General features: G+C 51.4%; 15 protein-coding genes. All 15 read left to right on the top strand.

Annotated elements, in window-relative coordinates; translation table 11 throughout:
• Positions 1–209 precede the first annotated feature (209 nt).
• Positions 210–1214: a catabolite repressor/activator gene (gene cra / locus PT300_14540; protein MDF7681734.1), complete on the top strand. Its 1005-nt coding sequence runs from the start codon at positions 210–212 to the stop codon at positions 1212–1214.
• Positions 1215–1737: 523 nt separating this feature from the next.
• On the top strand, positions 1738–2196 hold the full coding sequence (gene mraZ / locus PT300_14535) for a division/cell wall cluster transcriptional repressor MraZ (GenBank protein ID MDF7681733.1): 459 nt from the start codon (positions 1738–1740) through the stop codon (positions 2194–2196).
• Positions 2197–2206: 10 nt separating this feature from the next.
• Complete coding sequence (rsmH, locus tag PT300_14530; GenBank protein ID MDF7681732.1) at positions 2207–3145, top strand: 16S rRNA (cytosine(1402)-N(4))-methyltransferase RsmH; 939 nt, start codon at positions 2207–2209, stop codon at positions 3143–3145.
• Complete coding sequence (ftsL, locus tag PT300_14525; protein MDF7681731.1) at positions 3142–3507, top strand: cell division protein FtsL; 366 nt, start codon at positions 3142–3144, stop codon at positions 3505–3507. Before rsmH ends, ftsL begins: the two co-directional genes overlap by 4 nt.
• A 15-nt stretch (positions 3508–3522) precedes the next feature.
• Positions 3523–5241: a peptidoglycan glycosyltransferase FtsI gene (locus PT300_14520; protein ID MDF7681730.1), complete on the top strand. Its 1719-nt coding sequence runs from the start codon at positions 3523–3525 to the stop codon at positions 5239–5241.
• 40 nt (positions 5242–5281) lie between these two features.
• Positions 5282–6769 (top strand): UDP-N-acetylmuramoyl-L-alanyl-D-glutamate--2,6-diaminopimelate ligase, encoded by a 1488-nt coding sequence (gene murE, locus PT300_14515; GenBank protein MDF7681729.1) that lies wholly within the window; start codon positions 5282–5284, stop codon positions 6767–6769.
• Positions 6766–8124 carry a UDP-N-acetylmuramoyl-tripeptide--D-alanyl-D-alanine ligase gene (murF, locus tag PT300_14510; GenBank protein ID MDF7681728.1) on the top strand — a complete coding sequence of 453 codons (1359 nt, stop codon included), beginning with the start codon at positions 6766–6768 and terminating at the stop codon, positions 8122–8124. Before murE ends, murF begins: the two co-directional genes overlap by 4 nt.
• Positions 8118–9200, top strand: coding sequence for a phospho-N-acetylmuramoyl-pentapeptide-transferase (mraY, locus tag PT300_14505; GenBank protein MDF7681727.1), 1083 nt, complete (start codon positions 8118–8120; stop codon positions 9198–9200). The genes murF and mraY overlap by 7 nt, the downstream gene beginning before the upstream one ends.
• A 2-nt stretch (positions 9201–9202) precedes the next feature.
• On the top strand, positions 9203–10519 hold the full coding sequence (gene murD / locus PT300_14500) for a UDP-N-acetylmuramoyl-L-alanine--D-glutamate ligase (protein MDF7681726.1): 1317 nt from the start codon (positions 9203–9205) through the stop codon (positions 10517–10519).
• The gene (gene ftsW, locus PT300_14495) at positions 10519–11727 is read left to right on the top strand and encodes a cell division protein FtsW (protein MDF7681725.1); all 1209 of its coding nucleotides are present in this window, start codon (positions 10519–10521) and stop codon (positions 11725–11727) included. The genes murD and ftsW overlap by 1 nt, the downstream gene beginning before the upstream one ends.
• Positions 11727–12797 carry an undecaprenyldiphospho-muramoylpentapeptide beta-N-acetylglucosaminyltransferase gene (gene murG, locus PT300_14490; GenBank protein ID MDF7681724.1) on the top strand — a complete coding sequence of 357 codons (1071 nt, stop codon included), beginning with the start codon at positions 11727–11729 and terminating at the stop codon, positions 12795–12797. The genes ftsW and murG overlap by 1 nt, the downstream gene beginning before the upstream one ends.
• 57 nt (positions 12798–12854) lie before the next feature.
• A complete protein-coding gene (gene murC / locus PT300_14485) occupies positions 12855–14330 on the top strand; it encodes a UDP-N-acetylmuramate--L-alanine ligase (protein ID MDF7681723.1) in 1476 nt (491 codons plus the stop codon).
• Positions 14323–15243, top strand: a complete 921-nt coding sequence (locus PT300_14480; protein ID MDF7681722.1) for a D-alanine--D-alanine ligase — start codon at positions 14323–14325, stop codon at positions 15241–15243. Before murC ends, PT300_14480 begins: the two co-directional genes overlap by 8 nt.
• Position 15244: 1 nt before the next feature.
• The gene (ftsQ, locus tag PT300_14475; GenBank protein ID MDF7681721.1) at positions 15245–16075 is read left to right on the top strand and encodes a cell division protein FtsQ; all 831 of its coding nucleotides are present in this window, start codon (positions 15245–15247) and stop codon (positions 16073–16075) included.
• The gene (ftsA, locus tag PT300_14470; protein ID MDF7681720.1) at positions 16075–17337 is read left to right on the top strand and encodes a cell division protein FtsA; all 1263 of its coding nucleotides are present in this window, start codon (positions 16075–16077) and stop codon (positions 17335–17337) included. The genes ftsQ and ftsA overlap by 1 nt, the downstream gene beginning before the upstream one ends.
• The last annotated feature ends 12 nt before the right edge of the window (positions 17338–17349 follow it).

Here is a 17349-nt window from a genome sequence, read left to right as displayed (position 1 = left end):
CACTCCCCACGTAGTGCATGTGGTACGGTGATAAAGTGATATCTCCCTGTTCTGATGCCAGATGACCACGCGGGTTATTTTTATGTGGAATGCCTGCGTGTTATCAGTAAAAGAAGTTGCTGTAGCAGCGATTCTGCGTTTAGATTTGATCAGAATGAAGCCTGGGTTAAAAAAGGTTATATTTTGCGCTTGTTATTGAAGGGGCCATTGTGAAACTGGATGAAATCGCCCGGCTGGCGGGGGTCTCGCGAACCACTGCCAGCTATGTGATTAACGGTAAAGCGAAGCAATATCGTGTCAGCGATAAAACTGTCGATAAAGTGATGTCGGTTGTTCGTCAGTACAATTATCACCCGAACGCCGTTGCTGCCGGATTACGTGCCGGTCGCACACGCTCTATTGGTCTGGTGCTGCCGAATCTGGAAAATTTGAGCTATACCCGGATTGCTAATTATCTCGAACGTCAGGCGCGTCAGCGTGGTTATCAACTGCTGATCGCCTGCTCCGAAGATCGACCTGATAACGAAATGAAATGTATTGAGCATCTGCTCCAGCGCCAGGTGGATGCCATTATTGTTTCGACCTCATTACCGCCAGTACACCCATTTTATCAGCGCTGGGCGAACGATACATTTCCGATAGTGGGTTTTGATCGCGCACTGGATCCCGAACATTTTTCCAGCGTTGTCGGTGCTGATCAGGATGATGCGGAATTACTGGCTACGGAATGGCGTCAGTTTGCCGGTGACCCTGTTCTTTATTTGGGCGCATTGCCGGAGTTGTCGGTCAGTTTTTTGCGCGAACAGGGATTTCGTGCCGCATGGCGTGATGATCCGCGTGAAGTCGATTATTTATATGCCAATAGTTTCGAGCGTGAAACCGCCGCTCATCTGTTTGATAGCTGGCTGAATACACATCCGATGCCACAATTGCTGTTCACCACATCATTCTCCTTATTACAAGGGGTGATGGATGTGCTACTACGCCGGGAAGGGCGATTGCCCTCTGATCTGGCGATCGCCACCTTTGGTGATAACGAATTACTGGATTTTGTGCAATGCCCGGTGCTGGCCGTCGCCCAGCATCATCGCGACGTTGCTGAAAGGATCCTGGAGATTGTCCTTGCCAGCCTTGATGAGCCACGAAAGCCGAAGCCGGGTCTGAGCCGCCTGCGGCGTAATCTGTATCGCCGTGGGAGCCTGAACCGAGGCTGACGGGTCATCTGATAACCGGCCAGGCGCGACGGTGACTGGCTGCCGTCGCGCTATGAAAATTAACGTTATCATCACGATTCATCGACTGCCCATCACATCGCTTTTTTGTAATATTGAGCGTCTATCTTGTCATGCGTTCCAGACTGGCTGCGTCAATAACCAAGTGGGCCAGACGCTAAGCTGTGTATTTTTGGTTACAATAAATACTAATAATAAACGCTTTTACAAGTTAAAATATCGTATTTATTGAAAATAAATAAATTATATTCTGTTGCACAGCTATTTTTTCAATCCATGCCATTGCTGATTTTTATATATTTTCAGGTCTTTTTTTTACCTGCATTGATAGTGATAAACACCATTCTTATCAGCGGGATATTTCGTCAGATCTGATACTGGATGTAAATAATCGTCTTTTAGTGTCATTGCTATTCATGTCAGCTTGACAAGCTTTTCTCCTGCTCCGTAAACTTCCTGTGGTGGGAATTTGTGGTGTAAAGTGGCAAAAGGAGAACAAGCTGGCATGTTCCGTGGGGCAACGTTAGTCAATCTTGATAGTAAAGGCCGCCTATCAGTGCCGGTACGCTATCGTGACGCGTTGCTTAAAGAGGCTAGCGGGCAATTGGTTTGCACGATAGATATCCACCATCCGTGTCTGTTGCTTTATCCCTTGCCTGAGTGGGAAGTCATTGAGCAAAAATTGTCACGTTTATCGAGCATGAATCCGGTTGAGCGGCGTGTACAGCGCTTACTTTTAGGGCATGCCAGTGAATGTCAGATGGATAATTCTGGTCGCCTTTTGATTGCACCGGTATTACGGCAACACGCCGGATTAATAAAACAAGTGATGCTGGTTGGGCAGTTTAATAAATTTGAACTGTGGGATGAAATGACCTGGTATCGACAGGTCAGGGAAGATATTGACGCTGAAAAATTCGCGACAGACGCATTACCAGAGCGTTTGCAGGATTTATCTCTATAACTATAAAACGATGGAAGATTTTACACATACCACAGTATTGCTTGATGAAGCCGTTAATGGTTTGAATATTCATTCCGAAGGTGTCTATATCGATGGCACTTTCGGTCGCGGCGGACATTCACGTCTTATTCTTTCCCGACTGGGTGAGAAGGGGCGCTTGCTGGCGATTGATCGTGATCCGCAAGCTATCGCAGCGGCGAAAGCGATTAACGACCCGCGTTTTTCTATTATCCACGGCCCTTTTTCGGCACTGGCAGAGTATGTGAACCAACGTCAGCTGATGCATAAAATTGATGGAATCCTCCTCGATCTGGGGGTCTCTTCACCGCAACTGGATGATGCCGAAAGAGGTTTTTCATTCATGCGCGATGGCCCTCTGGATATGCGCATGGATCCAACACGCGGACAATCTGCCGCCGAGTGGTTACAGAGCGCGGAGGAAGCGGATATCGCCTGGGTGCTTAAAACGTTTGGCGAAGAGCGTTTTGCGAAGCGAATTGCGCGCGCCATTGTTGAACGTAATCGCCATACCCCGATGACCCGTACCCAGGAGCTGGCTGAGGTGGTAAGCGCCGCCATGCCAGTGAAAGATAAATTCAAGCATCCAGCGACACGGACTTTCCAGGCGGTACGGATCTGGATCAATAGTGAGCTGGACGAGATAGCGCAGGCGCTGGAAGGTTCACTGAGCGCGCTGGCAGCAGGCGGTCGACTATCAATCATCAGCTTTCATTCGCTGGAAGACCGTATTGTGAAGCGTTTTATGCGTGAACACAGCCGTGGCCCACAGGTTCCCGCCGGGGTGCCAATGACAGAAGCACAACTGAGCAAACTGGGGGGACGTGAGTTACGGGTAGTCGGTAAGTGGATGCCAGATGAAAAAGAGGTCGCAGAAAATCCCCGCGCGCGTAGTTCGGTGCTGCGAATTGCAGAAAGGATGAACGCATGATCGACAATGTGACTGAAGCACTCAGTAAAGTCAAAGGATCGTTAAGTAGTCACACCCGGCATGCGCTGCCGGGTGTTATTGGCGATGATTTACTGCGATTTGGTAAACTGCCAGTCTGTCTGTTCATTGGTATCATCATTACAGCAGTCAGTGTTGTGACTACGGCGCACTATACCCGCCTGCTCACTGCGCAACGTGAGCAGCTGGTTCTGGAGCGTGATGCGCTGGATATTGAATGGCGTAACCTGATCCTTGAAGAGAACGCCTTCGCTGATCACAGTCGCGTGGAACGGATTGCGACTGTGAAGTTGCAGATGCAGCATGTTGATCCGGCGCAAGAAAATATTGTGGTACAAAAATAAGGATGATTGTGACGCATGAAAACCGCGCCCAAAATGCCAAAAGCAAAGCACAAGGAAGAGCAAACCAGCTTTATCGCGTGGCGTTTTGCTTTGTTGTGCGGTTGTATTCTGCTGGCTTTGCTGTTCCTGCTGGGGCGTGTCGCCTGGCTCCAGATAATCAGTCAGGATATGCTGGTACGCCAGGGAGATATGCGTTCTCTGCGGGTACAGGAGGTGGTGACGGCTCGTGGCATGATCACTGACCGATCCGGGCGTCCTCTGGCGGTGAGTGTGCCGGTAAAAGCCATTTGGGCCGACCCTAAAGAGCTCTATGACGCGGGCGGCGTCACGATTGATAATCGCTGGAAAGCCCTGGCGGATGCGTTAAATATGCCTCTCGATCAACTGGCATCACGTATCAATGCTAACCCCAAAATGCGTTTTATCTATCTGGCACGCCAGGTAAACCCTGATATGGCGGATTATATTCAGAAGCTCAAATTACCGGGGATTTATCTGCGGGAAGAGTCCCGTCGCTATTATCCCTCAGGCGAAGTGACCGCTCACCTTATTGGTTTGACGGATGTGGATAGTAAGGGGATTGAGGGCGTCGAAAAAAGCTTTGATCAATGGCTTACCGGTCAGCCCGGTGAACGTGTGGTGCGTAAAGATCGTTATGGCCGTGTGATTGAGGATGTTTCCTCCACTGACAGCCAGGCAGCACATAATCTGGCGTTAAGCATTGATGAGCGCTTACAGGCGCTGGTTTATCGCGAACTTAACAATGCAGTGGCATTTAACAAAGCGGAATCGGGCAGTGCGGTACTGGTGGATGTCAGTACTGGTGAAGTTCTGGCGATGGCGAATAGTCCCTCATATAACCCCAATAATTTCTCCGGAACGGCGAAAGATATCATGCGTAACCGAACGATCACTGACGTGTTTGAGCCAGGATCAACCGTCAAACCGATGGTAGTGATGACGGCGTTGCAGCGGGGTATTGTCAATGAAAAAACCGTACTGAATACATTGCCGTATAGTATTAATGGCCATGAAATCAAAGATGTGGCACGCTATGGTGAGCTGACACTAACCGGGGTGCTCCAGAAATCAAGTAACGTCGGTGTTTCCAGACTGGCGTTAGCGATGCCGTCCTCAGCGTTAGTAGATACTTACTCACGTTTCGGACTAGGAAAAACAACAAATCTGGGGTTAGTTGGCGAACGCAGTGGTTTATTTCCGCAAAAAAAACGGTGGTCTGATATCGAAAGAGCCACCTTTTCTTTTGGCTACGGGTTGATGGTAACGCCGTTACAGTTAGCTCGCGTCTACGCAACCATCGGCAGTTATGGTATCTATCGCCCATTATCGATTACCAAAGTTGACCCGCCAGTTCCGGGAGAGCGTGTGTTTCCTGAGCCGCTGGTGCGAACGGTTGTGCATATGATGGAAAGTGTAGCGCTGCCGGGCGGCGGCGGTGTGAAAGCAGCCATTAAAGGCTATCGTATTGCGATTAAGACCGGTACGGCAAAAAAAGTAGGCACCGATGGCCATTACATTAACAAATATATTGCCTATACCGCCGGTGTCGCGCCCGCCAGTCACCCTCGTTTTGCGCTGGTGGTGGTCATTAACGATCCACAAGCGGGTAAATACTATGGCGGTGCGGTTTCGGCACCGGTGTTTGGTGCCATCATGGGGGGCGTACTGCGCACGATGAATATCGAACCTGATGCATTAGCCACCGGTAATTAACAGAGAGAGTCAATTGTGATGAATCAAGGTGAGGGAACAGGTGGCAGATCGTAATTTACGCGACCTTCTCGCTCCGTGGGTGCCCGATGCACCGGAGCGAATATTGCGTGAGATGACACTGGATAGCCGGACAGCGGCGACCGGTGATCTCTTTATCGCCATCTCAGGCCATCAGACCGATGGCCGTTGTTATATTCCCCAGGCGATAGCGCGCGGGGTCGCCGCCGTGATTGCAGAAGCCAGCGGCGAGGCCAATGACAAAGACATCACGGAACGGGATGGCGTCCCGGTGATTTATCTGAGCCAGCTTGATCAGCGTTTATCTGCCCTGGCCGGTCGTTTTTATCATCAGCCAGCACAACGTTTACGTCTGGTCGGCGTGACCGGAACCAACGGTAAAACAACGACGACACAACTGCTGGCACAATGGACGCAACAACTGGGGGAAACCAGTGCGGTGATGGGTACTCTGGGGAATGGTTTGCTGAATCATATCATCACGACAGAAAATACCACCGGTTCTGCGGTAGCAGTACAACACGAACTGTTTCGTCTGGCCGGGCAAGGGGCGATCTTTGCCGCGATGGAGGTCTCTTCTCACGGTCTGGTTCAGCATCGGGTTGCAGCGCTGCCATTTGCGGCCTCCGTATTCACTAATCTGAGCCGTGATCATCTCGATTATCATGGTGATATGGAACATTATGCGGCAGCGAAGTGGCAGCTTTTCGCCGCGCATCATTATGGTCAAGCGATCATCAACGCGGATGATGAAACCGGCCGCCGCTGGCTGACAAAATTGCCGGATGCCGTTGCGGTATCGATCAATAGCACGGCGGATCTCAACGGCGCGGGTCGCTGGTTATCGGCGACCCGCGTCGACTACCACGATAGGGGCGCGACTATCTGTTTCGATTCCTGTTGGGGACAGGGTATTCTCGAGAGCCCTCTGATGGGGGCTTTCAATGTCAGCAACCTGCTGCTGGCACTGGCAACCCTGCTGGCACTGGGTTATCCGCTGGCAGCATTGCTGTCAACTGTTTCCGGTCTGCGCCCTGTTTGTGGCCGGATGGAAGTATTTAGTGCGCCAGGTAAACCGACCGTGGTGGTCGATTATGCCCATACCCCGGATGCGCTGGAAAAAGCATTACAGGCGGCGCGGCTGCACTGTGATGGCAATTTGTGGTGCGTGTTTGGCTGTGGTGGTGATCGTGATAAAGGCAAGCGTCCATTGATGGGAGCGATTGCCGAAGAGTTTGCTGATCGGGTAGTGATCACCAGTGATAATCCACGCACAGAAGATCCGGATGCCATTATCAACGATATCCTCACAGGGATGGTTGATGCCGGACGGGCGGTGGTAAAACCGGGGCGCGCGGAGGCGGTAACATATGCCGTAAAGCAGGCGCGAGAGAATGATGTCTTACTGATCGCCGGAAAAGGTCATGAGGATTATCAGATAGTCGGCCATCGCCGTCTTGACTACTCGGATCGGCTGACTGTAGCCGATCTGTTAGGGGTGGTGGCATGATAGAACTGACGTTACGCCAGCTTGCGGATATCACTCACGGTAAACGCTATGGCGACGATCGCTGCATTGATCAAGTGATGACAGACAGCCGAAAAATCACTCCCGGTTGCCTGTTTGTGGCACTGAAAGGCGAGCGTTTTGATGCCCATGACTTTGCTGAACAGGCAAAACAAAAAGGGGCCGGAGCATTACTGGTAGACCATCTGCTGGCGTGTGATTTGCCGCAGGTGGTGGTAAAAGACACCCGACAGGCTTTGGGTGAACTGGCTGGCTGGGTGCGTCGACAGGTTCCGGCACGTGTGGTGGCGCTGACCGGTTCCTGCGGCAAAACATCGGTCAAAGAGATGACGGCCTCGATCCTGAGCCAGTGTGGCAAAACGTTATATACCGCTGGCAATCTGAATAACGATATCGGGGTACCCATGACCCTGCTACGCCTGACCCGCGAAGATCGTTATGCGGTTATCGAGTTAGGGGCCAATCACCGGGGAGAAATCGCATGGACGGTCAGTCTGACTGCTCCCGATGCCGCGCTGATTAACAACCTGTCTGCTGCGCATCTTGAAGGTTTCGGTTCGCTAGCGGGCGTGGCAAAGGCAAAAGGTGAAATCTTTACCGGCCTGGCACAAGATGGTATCGCCATTATTAACGCCGATAACAATGACGAATTAAACTGGCTGAAAACCCTTGCTGATCGCAAAGTGTGGCACTTTTCACTGAATAGCACGCAAAGTGATTTTACGGCGACGGATATTCAGGTCAGCGGGCAAGGTACAGCATTTACCTTGCAGACGCCAGCGGGCAGCATCGCTGTTCAGCTCCCTTTACCGGGACGCCATAATATCGCGAATGCGCTGGCCGCCGCCGCACTGGCGATGGCGGCAGGGGCTGATTTATCTGCGATCAGAAACGGACTGGCGCAACTGAAAGCGGTGCCAGGTCGCTTATTCCCGCTTGTTCTCGCGAAAAATCAGCTACTGCTTGATGATACCTATAACGCCAATGTGGGCTCAATGCTCGCGGCAGTACAGGTATTGTCGGAAATGCCGGGCTATCGCGTACTGGTGGTGGGTGATATGGCCGAACTGGGAGAGGCGAGCGAAGCCTGTCACCGCCAGGTGGGAGAGGCCGCAACAACGGCAGGAATTGACTGTGTACTGAGTGTGGGGGTCATGAGTGAAAAAATCAGCCGTGCCAGCGCGACAGGTGAACACTTCAGCAATAAGACCGCGTTAGTGACACGTCTGCGCGAACTCTGCGCACAACACAGCATCATAACAATATTAATAAAAGGTTCACGTAGTGCTGCTATGGAAGAGGTAGTACACGCATTACAGGAGAATGGGACATGTTAGTATGGCTGGCCGAACATCTGGTCAAATATTATTCCGGCTTTAACGTCTTTTCCTATCTGACATTCCGCGCCATTATCAGCCTTTTGACTGCGCTATTCTTCTCGTTGTGGATGGGGCCACACATGATCGCCCGTTTGCAAAAACTCGCGTTTGGTCAGGTAGTACGCAATGATGGGCCGGAATCGCATTTTAGTAAACGCGGAACGCCGACGATGGGCGGTATCATGATCCTGATGGCGATTGTGGTTTCCGTGCTGCTCTGGACGGATCTTTCTAATCCGTATGTCTGGTGTGTACTGGCTGTGCTGACAGGTTATGGTGTTATCGGGTTTGTCGATGATTACCGTAAAGTGGTGCGTAAAGACACCCATGGATTGATTGCGCGCTGGAAATATTTCTGGATGTCAGTGATTGCGCTGGTTGTCGCCTTTGTATTGTATATCACCGGCAAAGACACCGCAGCAACGGTGCTGGTGGTGCCATTCTTTAAAGATGTCATGCCACAACTGGGGATGCTGTATATTTTGCTGGCCTATTTTGTGATCGTGGGTACCGGTAATGCCGTCAATCTGACCGACGGTCTCGATGGCCTGGCCATTATGACAACCGTCTTTGTCGCCGCCGGTTTTGCGCTGGTCGCATGGGCAACCGGCAATATGAACTTTGCCAGTTATCTGCATATTCCTTATCTGCGTCATGCCGGGGAACTGGTGATCGTCTGTACCGCCATTGTCGGTGCTGGCCTCGGTTTTCTGTGGTTCAATACCTATCCTGCACAGGTTTTTATGGGCGATGTCGGTTCACTGGCGTTAGGTGGTGCGCTGGGTATCATTGCCGTGTTATTGCGCCAGGAATTTCTGCTGGTGATTATGGGCGGTATCTTTGTCGTAGAAACGCTGTCGGTCATTTTGCAGGTCGGTTCCTTTAAACTTCGTGGCCAGCGTATCTTTCGCATGGCGCCGATCCACCATCATTACGAATTGAAAGGCTGGCCTGAGCCACGGGTTATTGTTCGATTCTGGATTATTTCGCTGGTGCTGGTACTGATCGGCCTGGCGACGCTCAAGGTGCGTTAATCATGGCAGATTATCAGGGTAAAGAAGTCATCATTATTGGGCTCGGTATGACCGGGTTATCCTGTGTCGACTTTTTCATGGCTCGCGGCATCACGCCTCGGGTGATGGATACCCGCAGCGCACCGCCGGGGATAGAAAAATTACCGGCAACGGTGGAATGCCATACCGGGGGACTGAATGAAGAGTGGCTGCTGGCGGCTGATCTGATTGTCGCCAGCCCGGGTATTGCGTTAAGTCATCCGCTGTTGAATGCGGCGGCCAATATGGGTATCGAAATTATCGGTGATATCGAATTGTTCTGTCGTGAAGCACAGGCACCGATTATCGCGATTACCGGCTCTAATGGTAAAAGCACGGTCACAACCCTGGCAGGTGAAATGGCAAAAGCAGCAGGGGTCAATGTAGGGGTCGGCGGTAATATCGGCCTGCCTGCCCTGATGTTGCTGAATGACCCATACGAACTGTATATCCTGGAGCTGTCCAGCTTCCAGCTGGAAACGACCTTTAGCCTGCGGGCAGCGGCGGCAACGATCCTTAATGTGACTGAAGATCATATGAATCGCTATCCATTAGGGATGCAGCAATATCGCGCGGCCAAACTTCGGGTGTATGAGAATGCCCGGGTCTGTGTTGTGAATGCGGATGATGCGTTGACGATGCCGGTGCATGGCGCGGATGAACGTTGCATTAGCTTTGGTGTGGATATCGGTGATTATCATCTCAACCATCAACAGGGGGAAACCTGGCTGCGGGTAAAAGGTGAGAAAGTACTGAATGTCAAAGAGATGTCTGTCAGCGGCCAGCATAACTACAGCAATGCGCTGGCCGCGCTGGCGCTGTCAGACGCGGTGGGGCTGCCGCGTGCCAGTAGCCTTAAGGCACTGACCACATTTGAAGGTCTGACACACCGTTTTCAGCTGGTGTTCCGGCATAATGATGTCCGCTGGATAGATGACTCTAAAGCGACGAATGTCGGGAGTACCGAGGCAGCCCTGAACGGTCTGCATGTCAGCGGTACGTTATATTTGCTACTGGGTGGCGATGGAAAGTCGGCGGATTTTACGCCGCTTAAACGCTATCTGACCGGTGATAATATTCGTCTGTATTGTTTTGGCCGTGATGGTGAACAGCTGGCGGCGTTACGCCCGGAAGTGGCGACACAAACCGAGACGATGGAACAGGCGATGCGCCAGATTGCGCCGCAACTGAAGCCGGGTGATATGGTACTGTTATCACCCGCATGTGCCAGTCTCGATCAATTTAACAATTTTGAACATCGCGGTGAGGTTTTTACCCATCTGGCGAAGGAGTTAAGTTGATGCGTTTGTCCCTCCCTGTTTTTAGCGGATTATTGCGTGCACTAAAAGGCGGGGTAATGAGCGACTGGCGGAAAGCTAACGATAACCAGATCATGTATGATCGCCTGTTATTATGGCTGACGCTTGGCCTGGCGGCGATCGGTTTTATTATGGTCGCCTCTGCCTCGATGCCCGTGGGTCAGCGTTTGGCGAATGATCCCTTCTTATTCGCCAAACGTCATGGAATCTATATTTTGCTGGCACTGGGGCTGGCGATGGTGACGTTACGTCTGCCGATGTCATTCTGGCAACACTACAGTAGTATCATGCTGATTGCCTCCATCGTGATGTTGTTGATTGTGCTGGTGGTGGGAAGCTCAGTGAATGGTGCGTCGCGCTGGATAGCCCTCGGGCCACTGCGTATTCAGCCCGCGGAGTTTACTAAACTGTCGCTGTTTTGCTATATCGCCAATTATCTGGTGCGTAAAGGCGATGAGGTACGCAACAATATCCGTGGCTTTTTAAAACCAATGGGGGTGATTTTTGTCCTTGCGATCCTGCTACTGGCACAACCGGATCTGGGAACCGTGGTTGTCTTGTTCGTCACGACCCTGGCAATGCTGTTTCTGGGAGGGGCGAAACTGTGGCAGTTTATCGCGATCATTGGTATGGGAGCGTCTGCGATCATTTTGCTAATCATTACCGAGTCCTATCGTATTCGTCGAGTTACCTCTTTCTGGAACCCGTGGCAGGATCCTTTCGGCAGTGGTTATCAGTTAACCCAATCGTTGATGGCGTTTGGCCGGGGCGAAATATGGGGACAAGGTTTAGGTAATTCAGTACAAAAACTGGCGTATTTACCTGAAGCGCATACTGACTTCATCTTTGCCATTATTGGTGAAGAACTGGGATATATCGGTGTGGTGCTGGCGTTATTAATGGTATTCTGCGTCGCTTTTCGCGCGATGATGATTGGTCGTCGCGCGCTGGAAAGAGAACAGCGGTTCTCAGGTTTTCTGGCCTGTGCGATCGGGGTCTGGTTTAGCTTCCAGGCACTGGTCAATGTCGGTGCGGCGGCAGGCATGTTGCCCACCAAAGGATTGACGCTGCCCTTTATCAGTTATGGTGGTTCCAGTTTGCTGATTATGTCAACAGCCATCATGATGCTGTTACGAATTGATTATGAAACACGTCTGGAAAAAGCGCAGGCGTTTACCCGGGGTGTGTAATGAGTGATCGGAAAAAGCGGTTAGTGGTGATGGCCGGAGGTACGGGAGGGCATGTGTTCCCCGGCCTTGCGGTGGCGCATCACTTAATGAAACAGGGCTGGCAGGTACGCTGGCTTGGCACCGCTGATCGCATGGAGGCGAATTTAGTCCCGAAGTACGGGATTGAGATTGATTTTATCCGGATATCGGGTTTGCGTGGCAAAGGGCTAAAAGCATTGCTCTTTGCCCCCGTGCGTATCCTTAACGCCTGGTATCAGGCACGCCGGATTATGCGGCGTTTCAGGCCTGATGTGGTGCTGGGCATGGGGGGGTATGTGTCGGGGCCTGGTGGACTGGCGGCATGGTCGCTCGGCATTCCGGTCGTATTGCATGAACAAAATGGCGTTGCAGGTCTGACCAACAAATGGCTGGCGAAGGTGGCGACCACGGTATTACAGGCCTTTCCTGGTGCATTTCCTCAGGCGGAAATTGTGGGTAATCCGGTGCGTGATGATGTACTGGCGTTACCCTTTCCGGAGCAGCGCTGGATGGGTCGTCAGGGGCCGATACGTGTGCTGGTCATGGGAGGTTCACAGGGGGCGCGGGTGCTGAATCAGGTCATGCCACAAGTCGCTGCTCAGTCAGGTGACGCGGTGACTATCTGGCACCAGTGCGGTAAAGATAACCAGCAGGCAGTACAGCAGGCGTATGCTGATGCCGGACAAGCACAGCATAAGGTCACAGATTTTATCGATGATATGGCTGCCGCCTATAGCTGGGCTGATGTGGTGGTGTGCCGTTCCGGGGCGTTAACGGTAAGTGAAATTGCCGCCGCAGGTCTGCCTGCGCTATTTGTGCCGTTTCAGCATCAGGATCGCCAGCAATACTGGAATGCATTACCGCTGGAAAAGGCTGGGGCAGCGAAAATCATTGAACAACCACAGTTCACACCAGAGGCTGTGGCGCAGACACTGGCTGGCTGGGATCGGAAAAAATTGCTGGAGATGGCACAATGTGCTCGTCGTACTGCGATCCCGGATGCCACCGAACGTGTTGCAGAGCGTGTTAATGCCGTGACAGAGAAGCGATAATTGTGGTGAACACCTCATCAGCTGAGATAAAAAAGAAGTGAGTGAATAGCGTAAAGAATGAATACACAAGATCTGGCAAAACTGCGTTCTATTGTGCCTGAGATGCGTCGCGTCCGGCACATTCATTTTGTTGGCATTGGCGGTGCCGGTATGGGAGGGATTGCGGAGGTTCTGGCTAACGAAGGCTACCAGATTAGCGGATCGGATCTTGCGCCCAACCTGGTGACACAGCAGCTGGCAAAACTCGGCGTGACTCTCTATTTCAATCATCGTCCGGAAAATGTGCGTGATGCGAGCGTGGTGGTGGTCTCCAGCGCCATATCGGCCGATAACCCGGAAATTGTTGCCGCATACGAAGCACGTATTCCGGTGATTCGTCGTGCAGAAATGCTGGCTGAACTGATGCGTTTTCGCCACGGTATTGCGGTTGCCGGAACGCATGGTAAAACCACCACAACGGCGATGGTCGCCTGCATCTATGCAGAAGCCGGTCTTGATCCTACCTTTGTTAATGGTGGTTTAGTGAAGGCGGCGGGGGTGCATGCGCGTCTCGGCCACAGTCGCTACTTGATCGCTGAAGCCGATGAGAGCGACGCCTCATTTTTACATTTGCAGCCAATGGTCGCTATTGTCACCAATATAGAAGCAGACCATATGGATACCTATCAGGGTGATTTCGCGAAATTAGAGCAGACTTTTATCAGTTTTCTGCATAATCTGCCATTTTATGGTCGCGCGGTATTGTGTGTGGATGATCCGGTGATTCGTGAATTATTGCCTCGCGTTGGTCGCCAGATAACAACCTATGGTTTTAGCGACGATGCCGATATACGTATAGAAGATTACCATCAGGTGGGTGCGCAGGGGCGTTTCTGCCTGATTCGCCATGATAAAGAGCCGCTGGTCGTGAAGCTGAATGCACCAGGGTGTCATAACGCACTCAATGCGGCCGCCGCGGTGGCGGTGGCGACAGAAGAAGGTATTGATGACGCAGCGATCCTGCGCGCGCTGGAAAGTTTTCAGGGAACCGGACGGCGCTTTGATTTTCTCGGTGAATACCCGCTGGCGCCGGTTAATGGTAAAAGTGGCAGTGTCATGCTGATTGATGATTATGGTCATCACCCGACAGAAGTCGATGCGACCATTAAAGCGGCCCGGGCTGGCTGGCCGGACAAACACCTGGTGATGATATTTCAGCCTCACCGTTTTACCCGTACCCGTGATCTTTACGACGACTTTGCGAATGTGCTGACTCAGGTTGATGCATTACTGATGCTGGATGTCTATCCGGCCGGAGAAGCGCCTATTCCAGGTGCGGATAGTCGCTCATTATGCCGTACTATCCGTAGCCGTGGTAAGGTTGATCCAATTTTTATCTCTGACGCCGGACAGGTGGCAGAAATGCTGGCTTCGGTATTAACCGGTGACGATTTAGTGCTGGTACAGGGCGCGGGTAATATTGGCAGGATTGCCCGCCAGTTAGCGGAAATCAAACTTGTGCCACAACAAGCGGGGATAGCGTATCATGGCTGATAAAGTCGCAGTTATTCATGGCGGTACGTCTGCTGAACGTGACGTATCGCTACATTCTGGTGCGGCTGTTCTTGCCGGTTTACGCCAGGCTGATATCGAGGCTTATCTGGTCGATCCTTGTGATGTCGATATAACCCAGCTAAAGCAGATGGGATTTACCAAAGCATTTATTGCGCTGCATGGTCGCGGTGGCGAAGATGGCACACTGCAGGGCGTGCTGGACTTTATTCAACTGCCTTATACCGGCAGTGGGGTGATGGCTTCAGCGATCACGATGGACAAAAACCGCAGCAAATTATTATGGCAGGGCGCGGGACTGCCAGTCGCACCCTGGCTGACCTTAACACGTAGCCAGTTCAGTGCCGGTCTTTCTGCCGACATTGAGCAGCAGATTGCGGCATTGGGTTTACCCTTAATGGTTAAGCCTTCCCGGGAAGGCTCCAGTGTTGGCATGTCGAAAGTCAGTGTCAGTGCGGCACTGTATGATGCGCTCACGCTGGCGTTTCAGCATGATGATGAAGTTCTGATTGAAAAATGGCTGAGTGGCCCTGAATTTACCGTCGCGATTGTCGGTGAAGAAATATTACCGTCAATCCGTATTCAGACGACAGAAACCTTCTATGATTATGGAGCAAAATATCTCTCTGACGAAACGCAATATTTTTGTCCCGGTTTTGAGGATGCCACCCGTGAGGCGGAAATTCAGGATCTGGTGTGGAAGGCCTGGAGTGCACTCGGTTGTCGGGGATGGGGACGAATAGATGTTATGCTGGATAGTGATGGTCGGTTTTACCTGCTGGAAGCCAATACTTCCCCTGGCATGACCAGCCACAGTCTGGTGCCAATGGCGGCGCGTCAGGCCGGAATGGATTTTTCGCAGCTGGTGGTGCGAATTTTGAACCTGGCGGGGTGATATGTCGCAGGCTGCGCTAAATCCCCGGAATCGCCAGAGCAAAGAAGATACGCCCCCAGGGCAAAGTAATGGCGCTCGTCTGTCCGGGATAATTTTTTTACTGGCGGTATTATGCAGTGTGCTGATCAGTGGCTTGATGGTTTTAAGATGGATGGAGGATGCGCAGCGTTTACCCCTGTCCAGGCTGGTGGTGACCGGGGAGCGTTACTATACCCGCAATGATGATATTCGTCAGGCGATTCTGGCGCTGGGGCCACCGGGAACGTTTATGACACAGGATGTCAATATTATCCAGAGTCAGATTGAACGTCTGCCCTGGATTAAGCAGGTGAGTGTCAGAAAACAGTGGCCAGATGAATTAAAGATTCATCTGGTTGAATATGTGCCTCTTGCGCGCTGGAATGATCAGCATATGGTAGACAAAGAGGGCAACGCTTTTACCATACCGGCCGAGCGTAACAATAAGACGGACTTACCGAAGCTCTATGGGCCAGAGGGAAGTGAAAACGAAGTATTACAAGGGTATCGTGACATGGGACAGGTGCTGACAAAAGAGAAACTGACGTTAAAAGTCGCAGCAATGACCGCTCGTCGCTCCTGGCAGTTGACGCTGAATAACGATATTAAGCTTAACCTCGGTCGGGGTGATACCATAAAACGGCTGCAGCGTTTTATTGAACTCTATCCGGTTTTTCAGCAGCAGGCACAAACAGATGGTAAACAGATAAGCTATGTTGATCTACGTTATGACTCTGGTGCGGCAGTAGGCTGGCTATCAGGTCCTGTAGAGGCGGTGGCTCAACAACCGAATCAGGTACAGGCAGAGCAATAATGATGAAGGCAACGGACAGAAAACTGGTAGTTGGGCTGGAGATTGGCACCGCAAAAGTTGCTGCATTAGTCGGAGAGGTTCTGCCCGATGGGATGATCAATATCATCGGCGTGGGAAGTTGTCCATCGCGGGGTATGGATAAAGGCGGCGTGAATGATCTTGAATCTGTGGTGAAATGCGTCCAGCGTGCTATTGACCAGGCTGAGCTGATGGCAGATTGCCAGATATCATCCGTTTATCTGGCGCTTTCGGGAAAACATATTAGTTGCCAGAATGAAATTGGTATGGTGTCGATTTCAGAAGAAGAGGTAACCCAGGAAGACGTCGAGAATGTCGTCCATACGGCCAAGTCAGTGCGGTTGCGTGATGAACATCGTATTTTACATGTTATTCCGCAAGAGTACGCGATTGACTACCAGGAGGGAATAAAAAACCCCGTGGGGTTATCTGGCGTACGTATGCATGCGAAAGTGCATCTGATTACCTGCCATAATGATATGGCGAAGAATATCGTTAAAGCAGTAGAACGTTGCGGTTTGAAAGTCGACCAGCTCATTTTTTCTGGTTTAGCGTCCAGCTATGCAGTATTAACGGAAGATGAGCGTGAGCTGGGGGTCTGCGTTGTCGATATTGGTGGTGGTACAATGGATATTGCCGTCTATACCGGCGGCGCTTTGCGTCATACGAAAGTTATTCCTTACGCAGGCAATGTCGTCACCAGTGATATCGCCTATGCTTTTGGTACACCACCGAGCGATGCAGAAGCGATTAAAGTACGTCATGGTTGCGCGCTGGGTTCTTTAGTCGGTAAAGATGAAAGTGTTGAAGTGCCGAGTGTGGGGGGACGTCCACCGCGTAGCCTGCAACGGCAAACCCTGGCGGAAGTGATTGAGCCGCGTTATATCGAACTGCTCAATCTGGTGAATGAAGAGATTTTGCAGGTGCAGGAACAACTTCGCCAACAGGGTGTCAAACATCACCTGGCAGCGGGCATTGTATTAACTGGTGGCGCGGCACAAATAGAAGGCCTGGCTGCGTGTGCGCAACGGGTATTTCATACCCAGGTACGTATTGGTGCGCCACTGAATATTACAGGATTAACGGATTATGCCCAGGAGCCCTATTACTCGACAGCTGTCGGATTGCTCCACTATGGCAAAGAGTCGCATCTTAATAGTGATGCAGAAATCGAAAAACATGTAACAATATCAGTTGGCTCGTGGATTAAGAGAATTAATAGCTGGCTGCGAAAAGAGTTTTAATTTTTTAAGAGA

Source organism: Enterobacteriaceae bacterium ESL0689, assembly GCA_029433525.1.
Classification (GTDB): domain Bacteria; phylum Pseudomonadota; class Gammaproteobacteria; order Enterobacterales; family Enterobacteriaceae; genus JAQTIF01.
The sequence above is the reverse complement of the archived record's forward strand: the minus strand, read 5'-3'. Positions and strand labels throughout refer to the sequence as shown.

Excerpts from the sequence above, each read along its gene's own strand:
- murC (MDF7681723.1), top strand. The coding sequence starts at position 12,855 with ATGAATACACAAGATCTGGCAAAACTGCGTTCTATTGTGCCTGAGATG.
- murD (MDF7681726.1), top strand. The coding sequence starts at position 9,203 with ATGGCAGATTATCAGGGTAAAGAAGTCATCATTATTGGGCTCGGTATG.
- ftsQ (MDF7681721.1), top strand. The coding sequence starts at position 15,245 with ATGTCGCAGGCTGCGCTAAATCCCCGGAATCGCCAGAGCAAAGAAGAT.
- murF (MDF7681728.1), top strand. The coding sequence starts at position 6,766 with ATGATAGAACTGACGTTACGCCAGCTTGCGGATATCACTCACGGTAAA.
- mraZ (MDF7681733.1), top strand. The coding sequence starts at position 1,738 with ATGTTCCGTGGGGCAACGTTAGTCAATCTTGATAGTAAAGGCCGCCTA.
- PT300_14520 (MDF7681730.1), top strand. The coding sequence starts at position 3,523 with ATGAAAACCGCGCCCAAAATGCCAAAAGCAAAGCACAAGGAAGAGCAA.
- ftsL (MDF7681731.1), top strand. The coding sequence starts at position 3,142 with ATGATCGACAATGTGACTGAAGCACTCAGTAAAGTCAAAGGATCGTTA.
- mraY (MDF7681727.1), top strand. The coding sequence starts at position 8,118 with ATGTTAGTATGGCTGGCCGAACATCTGGTCAAATATTATTCCGGCTTT.
- murG (MDF7681724.1), top strand. The coding sequence starts at position 11,727 with ATGAGTGATCGGAAAAAGCGGTTAGTGGTGATGGCCGGAGGTACGGGA.
- ftsA (MDF7681720.1), top strand. The coding sequence starts at position 16,075 with ATGATGAAGGCAACGGACAGAAAACTGGTAGTTGGGCTGGAGATTGGC.
- ftsW (MDF7681725.1), top strand. The coding sequence starts at position 10,519 with ATGCGTTTGTCCCTCCCTGTTTTTAGCGGATTATTGCGTGCACTAAAA.
- PT300_14480 (MDF7681722.1), top strand. The coding sequence starts at position 14,323 with ATGGCTGATAAAGTCGCAGTTATTCATGGCGGTACGTCTGCTGAACGT.
- rsmH (MDF7681732.1), top strand. The coding sequence starts at position 2,207 with ATGGAAGATTTTACACATACCACAGTATTGCTTGATGAAGCCGTTAAT.